Origin of the sequence: Peribacillus sp. FSL E2-0218 (assembly GCF_037992945.1) — a bacterium.
Classification (GTDB): domain Bacteria; phylum Bacillota; class Bacilli; order Bacillales; family DSM-1321; genus Peribacillus; species Peribacillus simplex_B.
Genome location: NZ_CP150304.1, coordinates 705,073 through 727,576, shown reverse-complemented (window position 1 = coordinate 727,576; position 22,504 = coordinate 705,073). Strand labels below are relative to the sequence as shown.

The 22,504-nt window shown below is 38.2% G+C and carries 19 protein-coding genes and 2 pseudogenes; 8 read left to right on the top strand and 13 right to left on the bottom strand.

What is annotated here, in order from left to right; genetic code table 11:
• Positions 1-4: 4 nt before the first annotated feature.
• From MHI53_RS03465 to MHI53_RS03450, 4 genes are all read right to left on the bottom strand, one after another.
• The gene (locus MHI53_RS03465) at positions 5-1,915 is read right to left on the bottom strand and encodes an ABC transporter permease (RefSeq protein WP_340372764.1); all 1,911 of its coding nucleotides are present in this window, start codon (positions 1,913-1,915) and stop codon (positions 5-7) included.
• Complete coding sequence (locus MHI53_RS03460) at positions 1,902-2,669, bottom strand: ABC transporter ATP-binding protein (protein WP_061143630.1); 768 nt, start codon at positions 2,667-2,669, stop codon at positions 1,902-1,904. The genes MHI53_RS03465 and MHI53_RS03460 overlap by 14 nt, the downstream gene beginning before the upstream one ends.
• Positions 2,670-2,829: 160 nt before the next feature.
• Entirely contained in the window at positions 2,830-3,120 is a 291-nt protein-coding gene (locus MHI53_RS03455; protein WP_061143553.1) for a DUF3817 domain-containing protein, read from the bottom strand.
• A gap of 193 nt (positions 3,121-3,313) precedes the next feature.
• Positions 3,314-4,378, bottom strand: a complete 1,065-nt coding sequence (locus tag MHI53_RS03450) for a C45 family peptidase (RefSeq protein WP_340372763.1) — start codon at positions 4,376-4,378, stop codon at positions 3,314-3,316.
• Positions 4,379-4,841: 463 nt separating this feature from the next.
• Between MHI53_RS03450 and MHI53_RS03445 the strand changes: the two genes are divergently transcribed.
• Positions 4,842-5,405 (top strand): hypothetical protein, encoded by a 564-nt coding sequence (locus MHI53_RS03445; RefSeq protein ID WP_340372762.1) that lies wholly within the window; start codon positions 4,842-4,844, stop codon positions 5,403-5,405.
• A gap of 1,004 nt (positions 5,406-6,409) precedes the next feature.
• Here the strand turns inward: MHI53_RS03445 and MHI53_RS03440 are convergent.
• The gene (locus MHI53_RS03440; protein ID WP_285768775.1) at positions 6,410-7,318 is read right to left on the bottom strand and encodes a hypothetical protein; all 909 of its coding nucleotides are present in this window, start codon (positions 7,316-7,318) and stop codon (positions 6,410-6,412) included.
• Between the two features lie 287 nt (positions 7,319-7,605).
• Between MHI53_RS03440 and MHI53_RS03435 the strand changes: the two genes are divergently transcribed.
• Complete coding sequence (locus MHI53_RS03435; protein WP_285768776.1) at positions 7,606-7,941, top strand: hypothetical protein; 336 nt, start codon at positions 7,606-7,608, stop codon at positions 7,939-7,941.
• A gap of 182 nt (positions 7,942-8,123) precedes the next feature.
• On the opposite strand, the pseudogene MHI53_RS03430 reads toward MHI53_RS03435, so the two are convergent.
• A pseudogene (locus tag MHI53_RS03430) lies at positions 8,124-9,272 on the bottom strand (IS3 family transposase).
• 217 nt (positions 9,273-9,489) lie between these two features.
• Here MHI53_RS03430 and MHI53_RS03425 point away from each other — a divergent pair.
• The gene (locus tag MHI53_RS03425) at positions 9,490-10,818 is read left to right on the top strand and encodes a hypothetical protein (RefSeq protein ID WP_340372761.1); all 1,329 of its coding nucleotides are present in this window, start codon (positions 9,490-9,492) and stop codon (positions 10,816-10,818) included.
• 147 nt (positions 10,819-10,965) lie between these two features.
• The gene (locus MHI53_RS03420; RefSeq protein WP_340372760.1) at positions 10,966-11,820 is read left to right on the top strand and encodes a helix-turn-helix domain-containing protein; all 855 of its coding nucleotides are present in this window, start codon (positions 10,966-10,968) and stop codon (positions 11,818-11,820) included.
• A 271-nt stretch (positions 11,821-12,091) separates the two neighbouring features.
• Here MHI53_RS03420 and MHI53_RS03415 read toward each other — a convergent pair whose 3' ends face one another.
• Entirely contained in the window at positions 12,092-12,904 is an 813-nt protein-coding gene (locus MHI53_RS03415; RefSeq protein WP_340372759.1) for a hypothetical protein, read from the bottom strand.
• Positions 12,905-13,154: 250 nt separating this feature from the next.
• Here MHI53_RS03415 and MHI53_RS03410 point away from each other — a divergent pair, with 250 nt between their 5' ends.
• A complete protein-coding gene (locus tag MHI53_RS03410) occupies positions 13,155-13,685 on the top strand; it encodes a hypothetical protein (protein ID WP_340372758.1) in 531 nt (176 codons plus the stop codon).
• Positions 13,686-14,317: 632 nt separating this feature from the next.
• Positions 14,318-14,887 (top strand): hypothetical protein, encoded by a 570-nt coding sequence (locus MHI53_RS03405; protein WP_061143559.1) that lies wholly within the window; start codon positions 14,318-14,320, stop codon positions 14,885-14,887.
• Positions 14,888-15,147: 260 nt separating this feature from the next.
• On the opposite strand, the gene MHI53_RS03400 is transcribed toward MHI53_RS03405, so the two are convergent.
• From MHI53_RS03400 to MHI53_RS03385, 4 genes are all read right to left on the bottom strand, one after another.
• Positions 15,148-15,372, bottom strand: a complete 225-nt coding sequence (locus tag MHI53_RS03400) for a hypothetical protein (protein ID WP_340372757.1) — start codon at positions 15,370-15,372, stop codon at positions 15,148-15,150.
• 329 nt (positions 15,373-15,701) lie between these two features.
• Positions 15,702-15,866: a M15 family metallopeptidase gene (locus MHI53_RS03395; protein WP_340372756.1), complete on the bottom strand. Its 165-nt coding sequence runs from the start codon at positions 15,864-15,866 to the stop codon at positions 15,702-15,704.
• Positions 15,867-15,873: 7 nt separating this feature from the next.
• Positions 15,874-16,086: a D-alanyl-D-alanine carboxypeptidase family protein gene (locus MHI53_RS03390; protein ID WP_061143563.1), complete on the bottom strand. Its 213-nt coding sequence runs from the start codon at positions 16,084-16,086 to the stop codon at positions 15,874-15,876.
• A gap of 50 nt (positions 16,087-16,136) precedes the next feature.
• Positions 16,137-16,382: a phage holin gene (locus MHI53_RS03385; protein WP_340372755.1), complete on the bottom strand. Its 246-nt coding sequence runs from the start codon at positions 16,380-16,382 to the stop codon at positions 16,137-16,139.
• A gap of 709 nt (positions 16,383-17,091) precedes the next feature.
• On the opposite strand from MHI53_RS03385, the pseudogene MHI53_RS03380 reads away from it, so the two are divergent.
• Positions 17,092-17,917: pseudogene (locus MHI53_RS03380) on the top strand (helix-turn-helix domain-containing protein).
• 265 nt (positions 17,918-18,182) lie between these two features.
• Here the strand turns inward: MHI53_RS03380 and MHI53_RS03375 are convergent.
• Entirely contained in the window at positions 18,183-18,545 is a 363-nt protein-coding gene (locus MHI53_RS03375) for a hypothetical protein (RefSeq protein WP_340372754.1), read from the bottom strand.
• A 555-nt stretch (positions 18,546-19,100) separates the two neighbouring features.
• Between MHI53_RS03375 and MHI53_RS03370 the strand changes: the two genes are divergently transcribed.
• Positions 19,101-20,492 carry a hypothetical protein gene (locus MHI53_RS03370; RefSeq protein WP_340372753.1) on the top strand — a complete coding sequence of 464 codons (1,392 nt, stop codon included), beginning with the start codon at positions 19,101-19,103 and terminating at the stop codon, positions 20,490-20,492.
• Positions 20,493-20,815: 323 nt separating this feature from the next.
• Here MHI53_RS03370 and MHI53_RS03365 read toward each other — a convergent pair whose 3' ends face one another.
• A complete protein-coding gene (locus tag MHI53_RS03365) occupies positions 20,816-22,213 on the bottom strand; it encodes an amino acid permease (protein WP_061143568.1) in 1,398 nt (465 codons plus the stop codon).
• Positions 22,214-22,504: the final 291 nt, after the last annotated feature.

The window sequence follows — 22,504 nt, the reverse complement described above, 5'->3', positions numbered from 1 at the left end:
TCGATCATCCTTCCGTTTTATTATTTTGTGTGATAATACGATTGTAAGAAGCTACCGTTAAGATATAATACAGACCATAGATCACCGTATAGGCAACCATCCAGATCAGCACAGGTTTCGCCAGGTCCATCATCAATAAACTAGAAAATGCTTTTAAAGCGACAACACTGTGGCATAATCCTGCTGCCAAAGGTACGAAGAAAATGACGACCACTTGTGAAGCAATCGATTTTCGCATTTCTTTAGCGCTGACGCCCATCTTGTGAAGCATATTATATTGTGATTTATCTTCCTCTGCTTCAGTTAAAACTTTAAAGTAAATGATGCTTCCTGTCGCAGCTAAAAAGACGAGACCAAGGAAGCTCCCGATAAAGAGCAGGGATCCTACGCTTTCGAGGGCCAGTTGAAAGTCTTGCGGCGCACTGGAAAATTGCCCTTCTTCAGGTATCTCCTTTGCCATTTCCCCGGATAAATCAACGGATGCCTTGTCCATACCAATGACACGATATGTTAGCGACTCCCCATCCTTTTGCAATGCTTCAAATGTATGATTGGATACGACAACCGTGATGCCTGCTGTACCCGCATTTAAAACCGTTTGTGTCTTAACGCCTTGAAATGTGATTGCCGTATTGTTTTTTGTCGTGATCGTCTTTCCCTTATAGTCTGGAGAGAGCCTTTCGTCATATCCTATATCGAGAATGACAGCATGATCCTCCTTCAAACGCAGCACATCCTTGTTTTGTATGGCCGCTAATTTGTTATATGTTTCTTCGTCGATAACCGTGTAAATTCTCTTGCCTGAACCATCCAAGTCATTTAGCTCTTTCGCATGAAAGGTGACGGACAGTGCTTCGATCACTTCATCATACTTTGTATCCGGTAAAATGGCGCTGACTTCTTCGTCGCTTTTCGCATCCGTTTGCCGATACATGAACGTACTGGGATCAGCAGTCAAAACCTGATCGTTTGTGTTGTAATAAAGACCATAAACTGCACCGCCTGCCGTTACCGTCGTAGCACTTAACACCGCAATGACGGTCAATGTACGTGCATTGCCCCGAATGCGATAGAGCAGTTGGGAAATCGTCATCAAATGCAGACCTTTCCATAGCCATTTTTCATTTTTCTTGATCAGCTCCAACACAAAGCCTGTCACACTATGAAACAACAAAAACGTACCGACAATAACTGTTGTCAAGATGATGAGTGCCGTCATTAAAAAGCCGACTTTCTCCCACACTTTAGAAGTAAATAGATCTTGCATCGCCAACCAATAACCGATGACAATCAGCAGGATTCCAAGAATGGCTACACCCTTCGATGGCTTCGGGACCGCTTCCCCTTTTTTAGAAGCATGGAATAAATCAATCAATTTAAATTGGTAAATTAAACGATAGCCCTGAAATGATGTCACCAAGAAAATAATTAGAAATACGATCGAGGTGTTCAAAACGGCAGTTCCGGAAAAAGTAAATGGTGCAATGACATCATAGCCCATCAAATAAATCAAAATCGTCATGAGTCCCTTTGAACACAAAAAACCTAGGATAATCCCCACGACTAATGAAACCAAGCCTAGCAATAAGTTTTCAAAGAAGAGCATAAAACCAATTTGACGATTTCGTACGCCGAGCAATGCATATAATGCGACTTCCTTTTTACGTTTTTTCATAAAAAATGAATTTGAATAGGCAATGAAAATGGCAACGAAGAAAATCAGGATGACTGCCGCTCCACTCATTAATGAATCTAATTTTTGTGATGAAGCCGTTTGTTCTGCAATCGTATCGCTGTATTTCAACGTTACGAATGTAAAATAGATGATGATGCTGAAAACCATGGATGCGATATATAAAAAATATTGGGATAGGTTTCGGACAATATTCTTCCTCGCCAGGCTAAATAACGTCATCTACCTCACCTCCAATAGTTGCAAGGACATCCATAATTTCTTGGAAGAAAGCTTTACGCGTTAGGACACCACGGTGAATTTCCTTGGAAAGTGTACCATCCTTGATAAATATGATGCGATTGCAGAAGCTTGCCGCATATGCATCATGTGTTACCAGCATGATGGTCGAGTGATTATTCTCATTTAGCTCACTTAAGCTTTCCAGTAAATCGGTTGCTGATTTTGAATCGAGTGCCCCTGTTGGTTCATCAGCCAAGATCAGTGCAGGCTCAGTTACAAGCGCCCTTGCTGCGGCTGTCCGCTGTTTTTGTCCACCGGAGATTTGGTACGGATATTTAGCTAATAAATCTTCAATGCCAAATACTTTAGCTATGCGGTTCACCGAGATATCGATTTCTTTTGCTGGCATTTTTGCAATCGCCATTGGCAGCAATATATTTTCCTTCACGGTCAATGAATCGAGCAAATTGTAATCCTGAAAGATGAATCCAAGATTATCACGTCTGAAATCCGTTAAATCGGCCCCCTTCATATCGTGAATGCTTACATCTCTCATATAAATTTTGCCTTCAGTCGGTGAATCGATCGTTGCCAGCATATTAAGCAAGGTAGATTTCCCCGCTCCTGATGGCCCCATGATTCCCACGAACTCTCCTTCATGAATGTCAAAAGATATATTCTCCAGCGCCGTGTAAGCAGCACTTGACTTCCCATATATCTTTTTGATATTTTCCACTTTCAATAATGGTTCCATTTGTTTCACCTCATCATGATTGTTGATATTTATACTATATAAGCTCATTCTTACAGCACATTTATGTCAACCTTACATCAAGCTTACATCCATAAAAAAAACGCCTTCCATTGACTGGAAGGCATCTGCAGGAAATTGCACTTACTAATCATGTAAAGGGTTAACTTTGTTTCAATACCTTTCGATCGATTACAAAATTCCCAAACGGGATAAATGAAACGATGAAGATCAGTGCCATTTTTACAAAGGACCACTTTGATTGAAGGCTTACATAAAGAAGTAAAAGACCAAACACGACGAATAAAAATCCATGGATGCTGCCCAAAATGAGTGTCGCTTCACCAATATTCAATATGTACTTAATGGGCATGCCAATAGCCAACAGGAGAACATAAGAAATTCCCTCTATTATTGTAATGAACCTGAACCATCCGAAAGCTGTCGAAAACATTCGCTCATCCCCTCATTCATTGTACAAGTACGGTTGTTATCCAAAATATGTAACATTATCATATAATATTACTGGGCGAACCTCCAATAACATGTACAAAAAAATAAATGCAGGAAAAAGCCCAATCGAGTGATTGGGCCCGTTAAACACAACAACATTATTCAACACTTAACAGTGGGGCGTTTTTCATTGCTCAAGTCCGGAACCAATTCGCTCCCTCATCCATATGCACGAACGGAATATCCGTATCGATTACACCCCTGACCCGATCCAGCTCAACAGCTTCTCCCTTTAGCCACTTCGCAAAATCGATTATCGTGGGCTCCTGATTGCCCCCTAAAGCAATCCAAGCCTTCAATTCCTTCGGCAAATAAGCGGAAGTATGAATCGTGCCGGCCCAGCTGCTATATAAATCCGAAAAGACACCTTGGTTGGAATCATTGAACAGGCGATATGCCTCGTAGGCAGACGAAAGGCTCCCTTCTTGCTCTTGAATGATCCCCAACCGGCGTTTTGAATCTATCAGATGGTGACGATTTTCATTTTTCATGATTTCAAAGTGATTCGTGCAGGCACTTGCCGTGCGCACCTCCACATTTCTCGGAGATGTTTCCACAATATATGTACTGCCGCTTCGATCATAGACGACGTACGTGAAAGAATGCCGATGGGGGATTTCCTTCAACATCGCCACCGCTTCCTCTACGTTCGCACAGGCTTCCACAATCAGCCTGCCGATCATGCAACAAATGAAGCCATCTCCAGGATTCTTTCGATTCATGAAGTTATACCCAATCACCAAGCCCTTCTCATTCATCGCATCCATCCTTCCAGTCCCCCGCTGGCTTGGGCCGATGCTTGAATATCCTTGATCGGTTGGCTGGAATAACACATAACGTCCTTCATATGTCTTTGGATGGTAATCATAATTGCGAATCAGATAATCATCACCTGTCATGATCGAGCATCCAGACCGAACATAATCCAAGCGGTACCCTCCAAATTCTTGGAGCACACGCTCAATTGGCCATTTCAGCGCATCCTGCATCCCAAGCAATTCCTCCCACACTCCAGGAGCGAACTGTGTAATCGCCCGTTTGACCTCGCCTTCCTCGACCGTAAATCGCGGCTGCCTGATCTTCCACTGATCTTCACGATTCTTTACCGTTAATGAATCCTTAAACTCCTCCCCCTGCATGTATCCAAACTCATAATGTGTTCCCCTAAATTGTATGATATCACTATATATTTGCTTCACGCCTTATCCCTCATTTACAGTAGATGCTATTCAAATTAAGAATACTTGATGTATGGTTGAAAATAAAGAAGATACGCCTTTACATTTATGTAACAAAGAAGCATAAACAGCCTCTCACCCATAGTATCTATGAATGCTGGCATTCTTGAAGTCATGTTTGTAACTCTACCTGCATACTGGGAAAATTCATAATGATCACAGACCATCAGCAGTATTACATTCCTTCCTGCTCGACTCGTTAACATGGGCGTGAGAATGCAAACGAATGATTTTGTTTGCTACTAACACCTCTTTCAACTCGCTCAGCAAGAGATTCCGTTCAGTCCAAGTTATAAAGGATACATGCGTTTGGTGACCTAATACATCGAATTCCAGATACATTCACTTATTTTTTAAATATGGGAAAACTTTCATCCTCCGTCATGCGTCTATCTATTGAAACAAATTAAGAGGAGGAATTTCCATGATAAAAAGTTTAGTAGCAGGACTAGGCATTTTCACTATGGCTGGAGGAATTGCGGTAAGTGGGCTAGGAGAATTTATGCCAAATCAAACGACGCTGTTTCATAGTGAAAAAAAAGAAGAATCAAGCTACCATGGGTATCAGGACTTAAAATCTTTAGCGCTTGCTTGGTATGACAATGGATATACGAATCTCGACAACCCTAAGAACATTCCCGTAGACAAAGTCAATGGGTTGCCTATTGGTCTTTCCAGGGATGACTTTGTTAGATTTGTTGTGGAACAGTATGGCGAAGAAGCAGGAAATTCCGCTTCACAAGTTACTTTTTTAGAAAATGACCAAGAAAGCTCAAACTATTATGGATATAAAGATTTAAAATCCTTAGCGCTTGCTTGGTATGATAATGGATATACGAATCTCGACAACCCTAAGAACATTCCCGTAGACAAAGTCAATGGGTTGCCTATTGGTCTTTCCAAGGACGACTATGTTACGTTTGTAGTGGAAAAATATGGTGAAGAAGCAGGGAATTCCGCTTCACAAGTTACTTTTCTAAATAACTGATTTACTGAGTTTATTTTCTTACCTTCATCAGTTTTAGAATGAAACCCTACCAAAAAAAGCCTCCTAAAAAACCCCTTGCGTCGTATTTATCATGCAGATGACGCAAGGGGTTTTTTTATTAGAGGATTTTGCACTTTTCTATTAGGTCAAATGCCATATTTAACTTTAATACACTCATTTTCGATGATGTTCTGAAATAAAGTTCATTCAAAAATAAATAACAAACTAGCATTTTACTATAAATATCTACGAAAAATAGAATTTATCTGCGAAAATTGCAGTCTTATCTACGAATAACAGAATTTATCTGCGAAAAATACGATATATCTACGAAAAACTATTTGTTAATAAGAATGTACTCATTGGATCTTTAGTCAGAAATATTGATGCAGTAAGAGTTTCGCCGAGAGTTACATTTAATAATCATTTGCACTAATTTCAAATATTTTCTAACAAAGCACCCATATACGGGCTGACTTAGTTTTAGGTTCAGGAATACCGTCCATAATAAGAATTGCAAAAGAGCACCGTCAGGCCCAATTAGAAGCAGAACAGAAACCCCAGGGGTCCCAAGAAAAACAAACTTACTCTAATGATTTGAAAGGTGATGGATTTATTGATCAATTTGAATGGTCGAAAACGAGCAGTGGAGAACAAACACAGTAGACCAAAAATTTAACAGAATGCGTAGAAACAGGTAAGAGTGATTGTGAAAGGGAATCCAAGTGATGCACATCAATATCACGCTTTATTTACATTCAAAAGGAGCTAATTTCTTCCACAAGATAAGAAGATAGAGGATAATCAAATTTATTACAATAGAGATTGTAATAATTAATTAACATAAAACTAATAAAAAAAAAGTTAAAGGAGATTAATACGCTCCCCTTTAACTTTTAACGTCTGTTCCCTCACTTATTCTTTTTGGTTATTTTAAACATGGCCAAACTGATAACTATGGCAACTATTATTAATAAAAAGGATCCTGTCATTTCACCCACACCTTATTCTAATACAGAAGATTTACTAATTTTACCATTATGATCACTTGATACATTCACTCGTATATACTTTTCCTCAAAAACCAAACCTACTCCTTTTATGTGCAATCCCCAACTAACCATTCCTGACTGATAAGCAGTGCGCTTTTTTGAGCTTGGCTTTGTTACAGCAGATGCTTTATCATATATACTATACATTGCCCCATCAAAATGTCTTTTTATGTAATTTGTTGTTCTTTGAGCTGTAACTGTACTACCATTATATGTGAAATCAGCAGCGATTTTTGCTGTGTATAATTTAGTTCCAATATTACTGTAACATATTCTATAATGACTGGCTGATTTGGTTTTAGAAGATGCTGCATAAGCAGATGGTACTTGGAAAGTATTTCTTATACCTTTCGTTATTATAGGAAGGAAACCATATTCAAATTCATCAGTTTCTTCTAAACTCGAATCTTCTTCTAACCTTGAATCTTCTTCTATTGTCGCTTCTCTTTCTGCCCCCTCTTCAAAGGCATCTAATGTAATCCCATTAGCATCAACATTCAAGACAGTATTTTCATCAACTTTATATTTATGGCTTACTTCCTTATCGTTAATAGTAATCGCTTCAGTATCTTCAGCATTTTCCTCTTTTAATTTTTCAGCAATCTTGCTTTCATTGTCCTTAATAAATTCTTCTAAAACCTCTGGATACTCGTCTGAATCATTGTTCTTTAACTCTTCAACAAGCCTTGTCTCATACTGTTTTTGCAATTTCATTTCACTTGCACTCAATTTTAAATCAATGATTGCTGAATTTTCATTATTAATTTCTTCTGCATTAACTTTGTTAGTTGAGAACATAGTTAAGGTTGAAAAAAATAAACATAACCCTATCAATATAATTATACTTCTTTTCATTTTCATTACTTATACCTCCAAAAATAGTAAAATAGTTTTATTTACATTCATAATCATTACAATTGTTGTAAAATTTGTCAACCAGAATCTAGTTTTTTTACCAATAATTTTATAAATATCAATAATCTTTACAATTTTTTATATAAGATATGTTAAAATAAAAAAAACATAATTTAGGTAAGCTGCTATGGCTGTACACAAAATTAGTAGGTTTTATCTTTAAAACTAATAAAATTAGTTATTAGGATTTTTTAAAAAAACAGGAAAATTCCTAACGGTAAGGGGAAAAAGTCATGACAATAATTACAGTTAAGAAAACAACAGAAATTGGAGTAGGCTCACTTTCTTTAGCCCTTTGTTTAATCGGAGTTTTGTTTACTTTTCGATTTGGTGATAAATTTTGCATTGGAGATATTATTTTAAATTATTTCGGATTAAACGCTTGGTCAAATGGTGATTCAGGTATTCATTATACAATGTTCTATTCAATTATATTTTTCATCCCCGCCTTTATTATTGGTAACTTTTACTCCGATAATAAAGGCGCAAAAGCTGGGAAAATTATATCAGGTTTCCTATCAGTTCTAATAGTACTAGTACTCATAACAACTATTATCAATTTTGTATAGGATAACGTTCACTCCAATTTAATAGGATGAATAAGCTTTATTAAACTGGGATAAACGTTAAAAAATAGATTCAAAAAACAAGCCCCTCTTTAGAGAAGGGCTTTTATTTATTGAGATTTTAATCTATTCTCAAATATCTCTTTGGATTTGAGTCAATATTTTGGACACAAAAAGGTTAAGTCTTAAGCTGGATTTTTAATTTGATCCTCAATCGTTTGTGGAGTTTTATATCCTAGCTGCTGTGAATTCTTTTTCGGTTATACCAACTTTCAATAAATTGGAAAAACGCTAATTTAGCGGTCTAATAGTCTAAATATTGTACGTGGTTGACTTGTTCCTTTTTTAATTTCGCATGAAAGGATTCTATACAGGCATTATCGTACGGGCAACCTTTCTGACTAAAGGATTGCTTAATATGATGGTTTTGGATATGTTGAGTAAACACACTGCTTGTATATTGTGAGCCAAGATCAGTATGAAGAACTAAGCCCTCCGAGGGCTTTTGTGATAAGTGTGCGTTATTGAAAGCTTTTATGACCAGTTTTGTCGTCATTGAACGCGCAAATGAATATCCTACTATTTTCTTAGAATGAAGGTCCAAAATCGAAGCTAAATAACACCATCCGTCTTTTAACGTGTAGATATAGGTAATATCTGCTACCCATTTCTCATTAATGGTCTGAGTAGTGAAGTCTCGTTTTAGCAAATTATCCAATTGAATAACCTTTTCTTTAGATGGATAGGGACGGTATTTTTTCTTGGTAATTGAACGAATTCTCGCCTTGCTCATTAAACGTTGAACACGCTTTAGACTTAGGGATACCCCTTTAGTTAATAAGCTTACATAAATCTTTAGAGCCCCTATCGTCCTTTGCTTTCCAGGTAAATAAGATGAATTTCATTCGTGAGTTCTTGGTTTTCCTATTCACGATTCGATACGACTATTTGAAGGGACTGATAATAGCTGCTTATTGGAATTTCTAGTATTTCACACATCTTCTGTACGGGATATTGTTTCTTGTATTCCTCAATAAATTCGGTAAGGTCTGTCTCGGGTACTTTTTCGCGTATATGGCCATAGCCTTTTTTAAGATTTCAACTTCTTGCTTTAACCGAAAGTTTTTCTTCTGAATTGCGGCTAATTCCTTTGGAGTCATGGACTCTTCCCCTAAACCGATTGGAGTAAATTCTTTAACCCATTTATAAATGGTCACTTCCGATATTCCATATTCGCCGCTTAATTCTTTGACCGAATTACCCGAGTGATAAAGATCGACAATCGTCTTCTTGAATTCGTTATTATATTTTTTACCTAAATTCTTACGTTTCAAGACGGACACATCCTCTCAAAAATCATTGTAAGGACTTAACTAAAATGTGTCCATGAAACTATACTAACTCCATTTCCTCCACTTCATTAATGCGTGTATTCTCCCGTTTTGTACCTTCACCAGTTCAAGGAAAGCCCCCTTAAATTCGCCAAACCACTCACCACCATGATCTCCCTTCATAATCTGTAACTAGGCACATTTATGAGGGGGACGAATCATGGGACTGGAGTTGACAGCACTACACTGGATTTATGTTGTATTCATTGCATTGATCATTGGATTTATGGTAAAGCGTCGGGATACGACCCTCATTTGCATCATTGGCATTTTTCTATTGGCGTTGGTGGCTACAGGCAGTTTAGCTTCGTCGATAAGCGGGATATTCAACAGCTTCATTTTCGCCATCACGGAATTAATGTCGACGATATTGATCATCTCCATCATTGTCGCCATGAGCACGGTGTTGACCAAGTCTGGAATCAACGATGTCATGATTGCTCCTTTTGCTAAATTCATTAAAAATCCTGCACTTGCCTTTTGGATAATCGGAATCATCATGATGATCATATCGTGGTTTTTTTGGCCTTCACCGGCGGTTGCCTTACTTGGTGCGGTTCTGCTTCCCGTAGCGTTACGGGCAGGTTTGCCGGCACTCGGCGTGGCGATGGCCATGAACCTATTTGGCCACGGTATCGCGCTATCAGGGGATTTCATCATTCAAGCGGCACCCAAACTGACGGCAGACGCGGCTTCGATTCCAGTCGGTGATGTCATCGCCGCCAGCATTCCCCTTGTGATTACGATGGGGGTTGTCACCACCCTCTCCGCTTTCATCCTCTTGAAGCGGGATATGAAGCTTGGAAGAATCAAAGCAGATGATAATGCGGGCATCGTCCAGGATCAAGCAGGAAGTGAAGAACTGCTCACTCTGGCGCAAAAGAAGTTTTTTGCCATATTCATTCCGCTTGCATTTCTGCTCGATGTGGTGGCGTTGTCTATCTTGAAGCTGCAGGGCGGAGATGCGACGGCGTTGGTGGGCGGTACGGCGGTTTTCATTTTACTGATTTTATCTCTTGTGGCACATAAACAACAGGGCCTTGAAAAATCGACGGCCTATTTGATTCAAGGCTTTCAATTTGGCTTTAAGGTATTCGGACCGGTCATTCCAATCGCTGCATTCTTCTATTTAGGTGATTCCGGCTTCAATCAAATCATCGGAGATTATTTACCAAAAACGTCGCTCGGCATCGTCAATGACCTCGGTGCCGCCTTAGCGGCCTCTGTTCCTTTGACGAAGGAGATCGCTGCCGTAACATTAACAGGCATCGGTGCCATCACTGGCCTTGACGGGTCGGGATTCTCAGGCATTTCCTTGGCCGGGTCGGTTGCCAAACTATTTGGCACGGCCATCGGCAGCGGAACCGCTACCTTGACTGCACTGGGGCAAATCACTGCGATTTGGGTTGGCGGAGGCACACCTCCAACGATTAAAAACATTCCTTGTGTCTACTGGAAAACAAAAAAAAAGCACAGCGTGTATAATTAGTGTTGGACCACTATTTATACCGTCCGCCTACTTACGATAGGCAAACACTTGCTGTACCCTTAGATGTAGTTTATTACATCATGGGTTTCTTAGCAACGGTTTGCTCACCCAGGGCCGTTGCTTTTTGTTGTCTAAGGAGACTGCAAAATGAAGAAACGTATCGACGTAATATCAAATGAAGAATCATATAACAACCTATCTTCTTTCACAGTTATTGAAGAATTAAATAAAACGGTACGAGTTTACAGGGACGTCATTCGTCTGGACATTAAACGTTCAGATGTACAATCCAGACTAATTGCATTGTTGGAGCTCTTGAAGCGTCATAGCTGCAAGCAACTTGGTGTGAGCTATATGTGTAAGAATACAATTGCAGATAAGCTTGAAGTATCTTATAAAACTGTTCAACGATTAATGAAGAAACTCGAAGTCCTCGGGATGATCTGCCAAGTACCTATGAAGAGGAAAAAGGATATGATGCAAACAGCTAATGCTATTATCATTCAGCCTGTAAATGATGAAATGACCGGCAAGACCCCTGTGAAAATGACCAAGAAGTGTCCGGCCATTAAAACAACTACATCTTTCTTAAAACAAAATATTAAAAACAATAAACGTAAAGCCGTTGCTCAATTCTCTCATGTGGATAATTCTCTAGCAAAATCTTTAAACCAAGCAAATTTTGTAGCCCATTGGGTTGCGGGTGTATTTAGTAATCTAGTAGGTTCTTTCTACGAGAAAGCTGAAACTATACAAGAGTTCTGGAAGGTAATTAAGCAGTGTAATAGAGTGGTTGATTATTCTACTAACAAAAGAGCATTCACAAGGGGACAGGAAATAGAAATCGGCACTAAAGCATTTAAGCAATTTGCTATGAAGGTTAAGAGTAGAGTTAAGATGCATAAGGGGAAATTTGCTTATTTCAATGGTATTGTGAATAAGCTTATGAACAATCTTTACTTTGATGCTGAATTTATGGACGCAAAAAATCCAACTTTATGAATATAAAAACCCTGACAAGAACTAGCTAATTTCTTGTCAGGGTTAGTAAATATCTTATCTTGAGAGAGAATTTATGTTTTTCATATAATTCATTGATTTATACCATTAAACAAGTATAACCATAAGATAAATAAGAAAATTACCCAATAATAAGAATGTCTAGTTTTTTTGTCTTTTTGTTTTTTTTCTATAATTTGATATAAACAAAACACAATCATTGCACTTATAAAAACACCTTGTAAATAATTCATCATATTAGTTTATCTATCCTTTATTTTAATAGATTATAAGCCTCTTTCATATCTGCCTTAGCTGAATTGCTTGCACTATATATTTGATATGCTGCCAAGCCTGCAGTACCTGTTGCACCAATTAAACCAACAACTGTCCACCAATAAAGGGCGCCAATACCCGCAGCTATTAATTGAGCTGACGAAGTAAGAATTTGTGATCTTGCATTTGATACATTTTTAGATAGCTGTTTAAAATCAACTACTTTTGCTCCATAACTAACATTTTTCTTTGTTCTTGGTGTGCCTTTTCCACCATCTAAAAATGCATTAGTTGGTTCTTTAAATGCTTTTAAAGTGTATTTTTTAGATGATGTTTCTTTGTATGAAGTTAGATAGCTCACTCCGCCACTAGCTAGTCGAGGTGAAATTACAGATGATTCACTGTCATACACCAATTCGTTTAACTCATTTGGGTCAGCTTCTATACCATTAATGAAAACTTCACCGTCTGTTGTATAAGAAACTACTTCGGTATCATAAACCTTATCACTAACTTTACCATCTAATTCAGTATGAGTTTCTCTATTTAAAGTGATTGTTACAATGCCATCTTCAATATTTTTCTCTACTTTTCTAGAAATAGTAATTATTTCTTTACCAATAATATTACCATCATCATTTTTAATATCAATGGTTTGTGTATTACTATCTTCTAAATTTGTAGATTCTTCAAAGGCTTCATTCAAGAAATCCGCTTGATTGTCTACGGTTGTTTCAGCAAAACTTTTTGGGATAAAGGCCGTACTAAAAAACAAACTAAAAATTAATGCCAATACAATTACTCTTTTCATCTTTCCATCTCCTCTAATCATGTAGTCGTATACTAAACTACCATATTTCCCAAGAATATGTAACCTTGTATTTATTATCTATTTATTTAGAAACTTTACGCATTTTTGTAAAAATAATTCCACAATAATAGAAAAGACCTTACAATTATTAATGTGTTAATTAGCTAAATTATTAGGTGTGAAGGTCGATGATTTATATGAAGAAGATGAGGAATTATCAAATGATTAAGTAAATGGAGGGAAGGAAACGTTGAGATTTTTAGGATTACTTTGTGTGTTTGCCACAATATTTTTTATTCTTGCCGCAATCATATCAGCTTTTAGAAAAACAGGGAAAGTTAAGAAAATGTTATTGTCATCGGTCGGGTCATTCATTTTACTTTTTGTTGTTGCATTTATCGCAGTAGCCATTGAAGATGCAGAAACTTCAAATGAAACAGAACCTGTAGTTGAAAAAAATTCTATTTCAACTAATGAGACGATGAAGAGCGAAGAAAGTCAGGAAGAAGATTTGGAGGATGAATGGTTTCCCGAATCGGATTCAACAAGGGAAGAAAAAATCGAAGATACAATTAACAGCATTATAGATAAGAACTATAGCCACACGAATATTAGTGATATGGAAGTTAACGAAAACTTAGGTCTAAATGATGGGAGTAATATAGTTTTACCACATTTGAAATTTGACGCTATGAACAATGAAAAGAGGACTAAGAACTTAATTGAAATGTATAGCGAGGATTTAGCAGCTAATCTCGCCAAAGAGGAAGATATCAGTTAGCTGACGGTTTTCTGGGAAGCACTTATCTTTTAGAAGGCCAAAATATAGCGAAATTTACTTTTACAAGAAAAGGTGAGAATATGATTATTGGCGAAAGCTGGTATGATCCTTCTCTTAGGTAGGTAAGTATGAACATAAATATCAAAGTGGAAGCTTCTCTGTTATAAATTCAGACTATAAAAAGGATCCTGGCTGGACAGCAGCCATTGCCGCATATAAATGGATTGAGCAGATTAAAATGAGCTTTGCTGCGAGTGATGATTTTCGAATGACCAGGTGTTTTATAACGGAGATATTAATATTACGGAGTTAATTAAAAAGGCAAGACCTACAATATAAGAAGCCTTTTAAAACTAATAAATCAAGCCCCTCACACTCTAGAAGAGGCTTGATTTTTTGGTTTTTTTACTATTGTAATTGTACAAGTACCGTTTTTTATTTGGAAATAATTTTCTTCACTCGATTTTTTACGAAAGTATAATGCTGAGCTAACATCAAAACTGTTTGACATTAATAGCTATTCTTTTACCTTTTGTAGTGTTTCTATTGATTTAAAAATATTATTGATATAGTAATATTGTAATGCTATAATTTTACTGTCATTAACCAATTTTTAGATAGGATGGTAAATTGTGAATAAATTAAAACAACTAGGTTTAGCTTCAATGTCTGCGTTGATGCTCTCAACAGTAGCACTTCCAACGTTTGCTAATGCTCAAAACTCAGACGAATATTATTCTGAGGACCTTAACTCTAATCCAGGACTTTTGAATGTTGAAGTTGATGAAGCTATTGAACTAGAATTAAGTCAAGTAGATTACTATGATCTTTTTAACACTGTAAGTAATAATCTTAATATTGCTGACGATCAACAACTATCTGGACAAATAACTACATTTGGTTTAAAAACAATGGCTGCAAAACAAGCAGCAAAACAGATGATTAAAAAGCTTAAGAATGTTGGATCACGTGCGTGGAATGAACAAATCAAAGTATATGTTGATAAATTACCATTAACAAGTAAAGCAAAAAAATCTTTGAACTACTATTTGAGTTACCAAGTTGTAATGGAAGCTTTTGACATATTAGTAGATTTCTCTGGTACTGCTGAAGCAGGGCTATCTAAGGCTTTAAAACAAGTTGGCGTACCAAGTTATTTAGCGGATGTTACATCAAGAGCGATAGTGTTTTTCTTACTCTAAATAAATGGAAGTGATTAAAATATATTTATTTTTTTTGATATTGTTGGTTATTACTGGATTAGTCTCTGTTATTGATATTTTTATGGGATTAAAAGATCTTAATGCTGGAATAAAACTGTTTGTGAATTTGTCTAATATTTTATTTTTTGCTTCATTAATATTTTTTGTAATTAAAAGTGGAAAAACCTATAAGCAAAAATAAAAAAGATTAGCAAAACCTGTAGAGGCAATTCTACAGGTTTTTTCTATATTAATAGTTTTTATGCAGCAAATAATTCTGTGAAAAAAGCTTTTCCAGCCTTTTTATCTGCAGTAATCTTTTTAGCTTTCTGAAACTTTTCTAATGCTGTTTCAGTACCCTTTCCAAAAGTGGAATAATATTCCATATAAAGTGTGGCTTGTAAAATCCACGTAAGATTGCCTTTAGCACCCTTTTGAACAGTTACGATAGCCGCCTTAGTCTTAGGTCCCCATTTTCCGTCCACAACCAACTTTTTATTGAATTGCTTATTAAGTTCGGTTTGTAGTGCTTTGTTAAGGGCTGACTTAGTTTTAGGTCCCGGATACCATCCAAAATGAGATTAAATACATACCGGCTATTTAGTGATTTCTGAATGGAAACGATCGTGTTATCACCTTTGCCTTCGGAAGGATTCTTACTTACCTCATGAGCTACTTCTTTTTTAGGCAGCTCAGTAACAACTTCTGAACCTGACTTAAATTTCAAGGTTAGATTCGGTCTTTTGCCGGCCTACAGCTGGGTAAAGGAAAAGCAACCTGTCATTTCTAAGTGTGGGTAATCCTTAAAGCCTATCTAATCTCCTCCCCATTTAAACCCAAGTTCTTTTCCAATGGCAGCTACACGTCTCCATTTTGCATTTACCGTCCACAAGGCTGTTTTTACATCATCACTAACAAGGAAATAATCAATGGCGTATCCATAATTGTGAATAGATTGTCCAGGTTTCGCTTGCGTCACTTTTGACTTAGCTATTACCCTTGTAGCTATAAAGACGGCTTTGAGCGTATAGTGCAGCCTGTTCTTCCATTGAGCGATAACCTGAACTTATTTGGACGTAAATTCCTTCCTTATACGATCGTTTTATCATTTCCAATGCCGAGCCCTTCACAATAAAATTAATCCCTACACCCATTTTTCTAGCTGATCTATCCAGCAAAGTTTGTAAAGATACAGTCATTTTCTAACATCCCCCTTTTATACAAGATAAAAAGCCACCCGATAGGCAGCTCATTTTAATCCTTGTTTTTTCAAAACTCCTTCTTGTTTCTTCGCTTTCTCGGTTAGGAGATATTGATTCTTATACACACCGTATAGAGCAAACATAAGAGGCACTATGGCTGTAAGGAAATTAATAAATGAATTGATAGTATTTTCATTGAACCATTCCACCTGAAAGCCGAGTGATTGAAAAAATAAAAGCAGTGCACCCAGTGCACCGCCTATCATCGCTATATATTGTTTTGTTTTATCCAATTTAGACCTCTCCTTTATTTTCAATTTTATCGATGCGCTTATGCGCCTGCTTGGTATTATCATCAATTCGAACGACTTGTTCTGACAATGTGTTCCATCGTTTCTCACTCGCTTTAAAATCAATTCGAATTAAATCAACGGATTGACAAATATTTTCTAACTTGGTTTTGATAATGGCCGATTCAGTCGCATCATTTTTTACACTTATCCCGATTTCGATGAAACGTAAAAAAACCGATGACCAATCCGGCCACAGTACAAAAAAGCCCTATGCATGTAATTAGATACCCCATATCTATTTCCAAAAATGCCCCCCTCCTAACCGGCTTGTGGCTGCAATCGATCAATTAACTTGGTCCTCACCACTTCCGTTAAAGTTGGCAGAGCTTCGTTTTGTTCATACTCCTCAGCATTAAGAGGAATATACCCATTGAGAGTAATGGTACCCTCCGGATCTTGACTTTGGAACTGCACATGGACCGTAGAAACTACACTTCCATCGATTAAAAACATTTCTTGTGTCTACTGGAAAACACAAAAAAAGCACAGCGTGTATAAATAGTGTTGGACCACTACTTATACCGTCCGCCTACTCACGATAGGCAAACACTTGCTGTACCCTTAGATGTAGTTTATTACATCATGGGTTTCTTAGCAACGGTATGCTCACCCAGGGCCGCTGCTTTTTGTTGTCTAAGGAGACTGCAAAATGAAGAAACGTATTGACGTAATATCGAATGAAGAATCATATAACAGCCTATCTTCTTTCACAGCTATTGAAGAATTAAATAAAACGGTACAAGTTTACAGGGACGTCATTCGTGTGGACATTAAGCGTTCAGATGTACTATCCAGACTAATTGCAATGTTGGAGCTTTTGAAGCGTCATAGCTGCAAGCAACTTGGTGTGAGCTATATGTGTAAGAATACAATTGCAGCCAAGCTTGAAATTTCTTATAAAACTGTTCAACGTTTAATGAAGAAACTTGAAGACCTCGGGATGATCCGCCAAGTACCTATGAAGAGGAAAAAGGATATGATGCAAACAGCTAATTAATGCTATTATCATTCAGCCTGTAAATGATGAAATGACCGGCAAGACTCCTGTGAAAATGACCAAGAAGTGTCCGGCCATTAAAACAACTACATCTTTCTTAAAACAAAATATTAAAAACAATAAACGTAAAGCCGTTACTCAATTCTCTCATGTAAATAATTCTCTAGAAAACTGTTTAAACCAAGCAAATTTTGTAGCCCATTGGGTTCCAGGTGTATTTAGTAATCTAGTAAGTTCTTTTTACGAAAAAGCTGAAACTATACAAGAGTTCTGGAAGATAATTAAGCAGTGTAATAGAGTGGTTGACTATTCTGCTAACAAAAGAGCATTCACAAGGGATCAGGAAATAGAAATCGGCACCAAAGCGTTCAAGGAATTTGTTATGAAGGTGAAAAGTAGAGTGAATATGCGTAAAGGGCAATTTGCTTATTTCAACGGCATTGTGAACAAGCAAAATCACTCAAGTTTAGGAATATAAAAACCCTGACAAGAACTAGCTAATTTCTTGTCAGGGTTAGTAAATATCTTTTCTTGAGGGAGAATTTACTTTTATCTTATAGTTCATTGATTTGTTCCATTAAACAAGTATAACCATAAGATAAATAAGAAAATTACCCAGTAATAAGAATGTCTAGTTTTTTTGTCTTTTTGTTTTTTTTCTATAATTTGATATAAACAAAACACAATCATTGCACTTATAAAAACACCTTGTAAATAATTCATCATATTAGTTTATCTATCCTTTATTTTAATAGATTATAAGCCTCTTTCATATCTGCCTTAGCCGAATTACTTGCACTATATATTTGATATGCTGCCAAGCCTGCAGTACCTGTTGCGCCAATTAAACCAACAACTGTCCACCAATAAAGGGCACCAATACCCGCAGAAATCATGGCAGCTGACGATTCAAGAATAGTAGATTTTGCACTTGATACATTTTTAGATAACTGTTTAAAGTCGACTACTTTTGCTCCATAACTAACATTTTTCTTTGTTCTTGGTGTTCCCTTTCCACCATCTAAAAATGCATTAGTTGGTTCTTTAAATGCTTTTAAAGTGTATTTTTTAGATGATGTTTCCTTGTATGATGTTAGATAACTCAATCCACCACTAGCTAATCGAGATGAAATTACAGGTGATTTACTGTCTTACACCAATTCGTCTAACTCATTTGGGTCAGCTTCTATTCCATTAATGATAACTTCACCGTCTGTTGTATAAGAAACTACTTCAGTATCATAAACCTTATTACTTACTTTACCATCTAATTCAGTATGAGTTTCTCTAGTTAAAGTGATTGTTACACTCTTCTGCATAACTTTTAGGGATAAAGGCTGTACTAAAAAACTAACTATAATGCCATTACAATTACGCTTATCTTATTTCCATCTCCTCTAATCATGTAGTCGTTTAGTACACTACCATATTTTACAACAACAAGTAATCTTTGGATTAATTATTTATTTATTCAAAAAAAGTTGTTCCTTCTCTAAGGTAGATAAGTATGAACATACATATCAAAGTTTACTTACATTCAAATGATACGAAATTTTCACAAAGTGAAAGCTTTCCTGTGCCCCTTAAATTCGCCAAACCACTCACCACCATGATCTCCCTTCATAATCTGTAACTAGGCACATTTATGAGGGGGACGAATCATGGGACTGGAGTTGACAGCACTACACTGGATTTATGTTGTATTCATTGCATTGATCATTGGATTTATGGTAAAGCGTCGGGATACGACCCTCATTTGCATCATTGGAATTTTTCTATTGGCGTTGGTGGCTACAGGCAGTTTAGCTTCGTCGATAAGCGGGATATTCAACAGCTTCATTTTTGCCATCACGGAATTAATGTCGACGATATTGATCATCTCCATCATTGTCGCCATGAGCACGGTGTTGACCAATTCTGGAATCAACGATGTCATGATTGCTCCTTTTGCTAAATTCATTAAAAATCCTGCACTTGCCTTTTGGATAATCGGAATCATCATGATGATCATATCGTGGTTTTTTTGGCCTTCACCGGCGGTTGCCTTACTTGGTGCGGTTCTGCTTCCCGTAGCGTTACGGGCAGGTTTGCCGGCGCTCGGCGTGGCGATGGCCATGAACCTATTTGGCCACGGTATCGCGCTATCAGGGGATTTCATCATTCAAGCGGCACCCAAACTGACGGCAGACGCGGCTTCAATTCCAGTCGGTGATGTCATCGCCGCCAGCATTCCCCTTGTGATTACGATGGGGGTTGTCACCACCCTCTCCGCTTTCATCCTCTTGAAGCGGGATATGAAGCTTGGAAGAATCAAAGCAGATGATAATGCGGGCATCATCCAGGATCAAGCAGGAAGTGAAGAACTGCTCACTCTGGCACAAAAGAAGTTTTTTGCCATATTCATTCCGCTTGCATTTCTGCTCGATGTGGTGGCGTTGTCTATCTTGAAGCTGCAGGGCGGAGATGCGACGGCGTTGGTGGGCGGTACGGCGGTTTTCATTTTACTGATTTTATCTCTTGTGGCACATAAACAACAGGGCCTTGAAAAATCGACGGCCTATTTGATTCAAGGCTTTCAATTTGGCTTCAAGGTATTCGGACCGGTCATTCCAATCGCTGCATTCTTCTATTTAGGTGATTCCGGCTTCAATCAAATCATCGGAGATCATTTACCAAAAACGTCGCTCGGCATCGTCAATGACCTCGGTGCCGCCTTAGCCGCCTCTGTTCCTTTGACGAAGGAGATCGCTGCCGTAACATTAACAGGCATCGGTGCCATCACTGGCCTTGACGGGTCGGGATTCTCAGGCATTTCCTTGGCCGGGTCGGTTGCCAAACTATTTGGCACGGCCATCGGCAGCGGAACCGCTACCTTGACTGCACTGGGGCAAATCACTGCGATTTGGGTCGGCGGAGGCACCTTGATTCCCTGGGCACTGATTCCAGCCGCGGCAATATGTAATGTCAGCCCCTTCGAGCTGGCGCGCCGGAATTTACTGCCGGTGGCAATCGGCCTTGCAGTCACAACCATCGTCGCGATGTTTCTTATTTAATTGATGTATGCCAGATTTGTGTGAGGTTTGAAACACGGAACAACCTCTTGATTTCCATATCATATTTAAAAAAGGACTGAATAAAATAATCAGTCCTTTTTTAATTCAATCGTCAATATAATTATGGATTTCGGCGATATTTTTTCCTTCATCCCTATCTTGCTGGACTCACATTGCCGCTAACTGGACTTACATCAAGTATGATTCTACAGCCGAGGAGATTAGTGCCCTGACTATTGTTATATCCTAAAAAAAGCAGGTAAACTCGATCATTACCGAGTTTACCTGCCATCAGGGATGCGGTTTCTACTGTCGTTCAGCCGTTAACCTGCTTTAACATCCGTTTCTTCAGTTGTTTGAGTATCCACAGGGACACGCTTGCCCATTCCAAAAGCGTAAAAACTAATGACTACGATGGCTAAAAAGACCATTCCGGCAATGAGTGAAATACGCGTTTCATCATTGAACCACATGCCGACCAATACCATAATTAAGTAGGCGATGGTCAAGTAGTTTGTTACAGGTGCAAAAGGCATTTTGAATGGGTGATTGACCATTTCAGCTCTTTTGATTTTTCTGAATTTAATTTGGCTTATCAGGATGACAAACCACGGAATCATTCCAGGCAGTACACTTGCGCTGTATACATACACAAATAGGTTTTTTGGAGCAATATAACTTAATACGACTCCAATGGCCAATCCGATGATTACACCGAACGTACCGAATAAAGGAACACCGCTTTTCGATACTTTTGCAAAGGATTTAGGTGCTTGTCCATTCATTCCTAATGTATAAAGCATCCGTCCTGCACTGTAAATGCCGCTGTTGCAGCCGGACATGGCTGCTGTGATGACGACAAAATTGATGATGCCAGCTGCTGCCGTGATACCGACTTTAGCAAAGGTGGCCACGAATGGGCTTCCAATTGCAGTTAGTTGGTCCCAAGGGTAAACGGTTACAATAACGAAAATGGCACCTATATAGAAGATTAGAATACGCCAAATTGTACTTTGGATCGCTTTGGTGATCGTTTTTTGCGGATCCTTCGCTTCGCCAGCTGTAATCCCGATCAGTTCCACGCCTTGATAGGCAGCCACAACAAGTGATAGTGCAAAGAAGAAGCCTTTCCAACCGCCTGTAAACCACCCACCGTGTTCCCAAAGATTTGATAGTCCAATTGCGTCTCCGCCGTTACCTAAGCCGAAGAAGATAAGTCCAAATCCTGCAACGATCATCAAGACGATCGTTACGATTTTAACCAATGAAAACCAGAATTCGATTTCACCGAAAGATTTAACGGAAATCAAGTTCGCCGCCCCTAGGATCACCATTGCAATCAAGCCTGGTATCCATGGAGGAAGGTGAGGGAACCAATATTGCATGTACGTCCCGACTGCGATGATCTCGGCCATCCCGACAACAACCCATTGGAACCAGTTACTCCATGCAGTCATATATCCTGCCAATGGATGGATATATTTATAACCAAATGTCGCAAATGAGCCTGTACTTGGCTCTAAATATAGCATTTCCCCCATCGCACGCATGATCAAGAAGATGAATAAACCTGAGATTGCATAAGCTAACATGACAGACGGGCCTGTCCATTTGATTGCGCTGGCCGAACCCATGAATAAACCAACACCAATTGTCCCGCCCAAAGCGATCATCTGAATATGACGGCCTTTCAAGTCCCTATTCAAATCTTTGTTTGCCATTCCATTTCCCCCTACACTGCTAATCAGTCAATTTTGCTGCATACTCCCAATGAAAACATATCGTACCGAAGTGATGAGCAGGCGTCTTCACACGCTTCAAAATCATTTCACACTTCAAATTCAAGCGTTCCTGATAGTTTGAAAGATTCATACGAATTTTCACATTTATCAGCTTACAACGTGAATCACTCGGAAAGCGCTTACTTTTACATGATTCCGAAAGTGTATCATTCAACCGCTAAAAAAATCACGACCTTAATAAAATAACCTGAATAAAAGAGTCTTGCAACT

Bases quoted from the DNA above. Each gene is read 5' to 3' on its own strand.
- MHI53_RS03415 (WP_340372759.1), bottom strand. From the start codon at position 12,904: ATGAAAAGAGTAATTGTATTGGCATTAATTTTTAGTTTGTTTTTTAGT.
- MHI53_RS03440 (WP_285768775.1), bottom strand. From the start codon at position 7,318: ATGAAAATGAAAAGAAGTATAATTATATTGATAGGGTTATGTTTATTT.
- MHI53_RS03460 (WP_061143630.1), bottom strand. From the start codon at position 2,669: ATGGAACCATTATTGAAAGTGGAAAATATCAAAAAGATATATGGGAAG.
- MHI53_RS03425 (WP_340372761.1), top strand. From the start codon at position 9,490: ATGGGACTGGAGTTGACAGCACTACACTGGATTTATGTTGTATTCATT.
- MHI53_RS03420 (WP_340372760.1), top strand. From the start codon at position 10,966: ATGAAGAAACGTATCGACGTAATATCAAATGAAGAATCATATAACAAC.
- MHI53_RS03445 (WP_340372762.1), top strand. From the start codon at position 4,842: ATGATAAAAAGTTTAGTAGCAGGACTAGGCATTTTCACTATGGCTGGA.
- MHI53_RS03465 (WP_340372764.1), bottom strand. From the start codon at position 1,915: ATGACGTTATTTAGCCTGGCGAGGAAGAATATTGTCCGAAACCTATCC.
- MHI53_RS03390 (WP_061143563.1), bottom strand. From the start codon at position 16,086: ATGACTGTATCTTTACAAACTTTGCTGGATAGATCAGCTAGAAAAATG.
- MHI53_RS03365 (WP_061143568.1), bottom strand. From the start codon at position 22,213: ATGGCAAACAAAGATTTGAATAGGGACTTGAAAGGCCGTCATATTCAG.
- MHI53_RS03455 (WP_061143553.1), bottom strand. From the start codon at position 3,120: ATGTTTTCGACAGCTTTCGGATGGTTCAGGTTCATTACAATAATAGAG.
- MHI53_RS03435 (WP_285768776.1), top strand. From the start codon at position 7,606: ATGACAATAATTACAGTTAAGAAAACAACAGAAATTGGAGTAGGCTCA.
- MHI53_RS03370 (WP_340372753.1), top strand. From the start codon at position 19,101: ATGGGACTGGAGTTGACAGCACTACACTGGATTTATGTTGTATTCATT.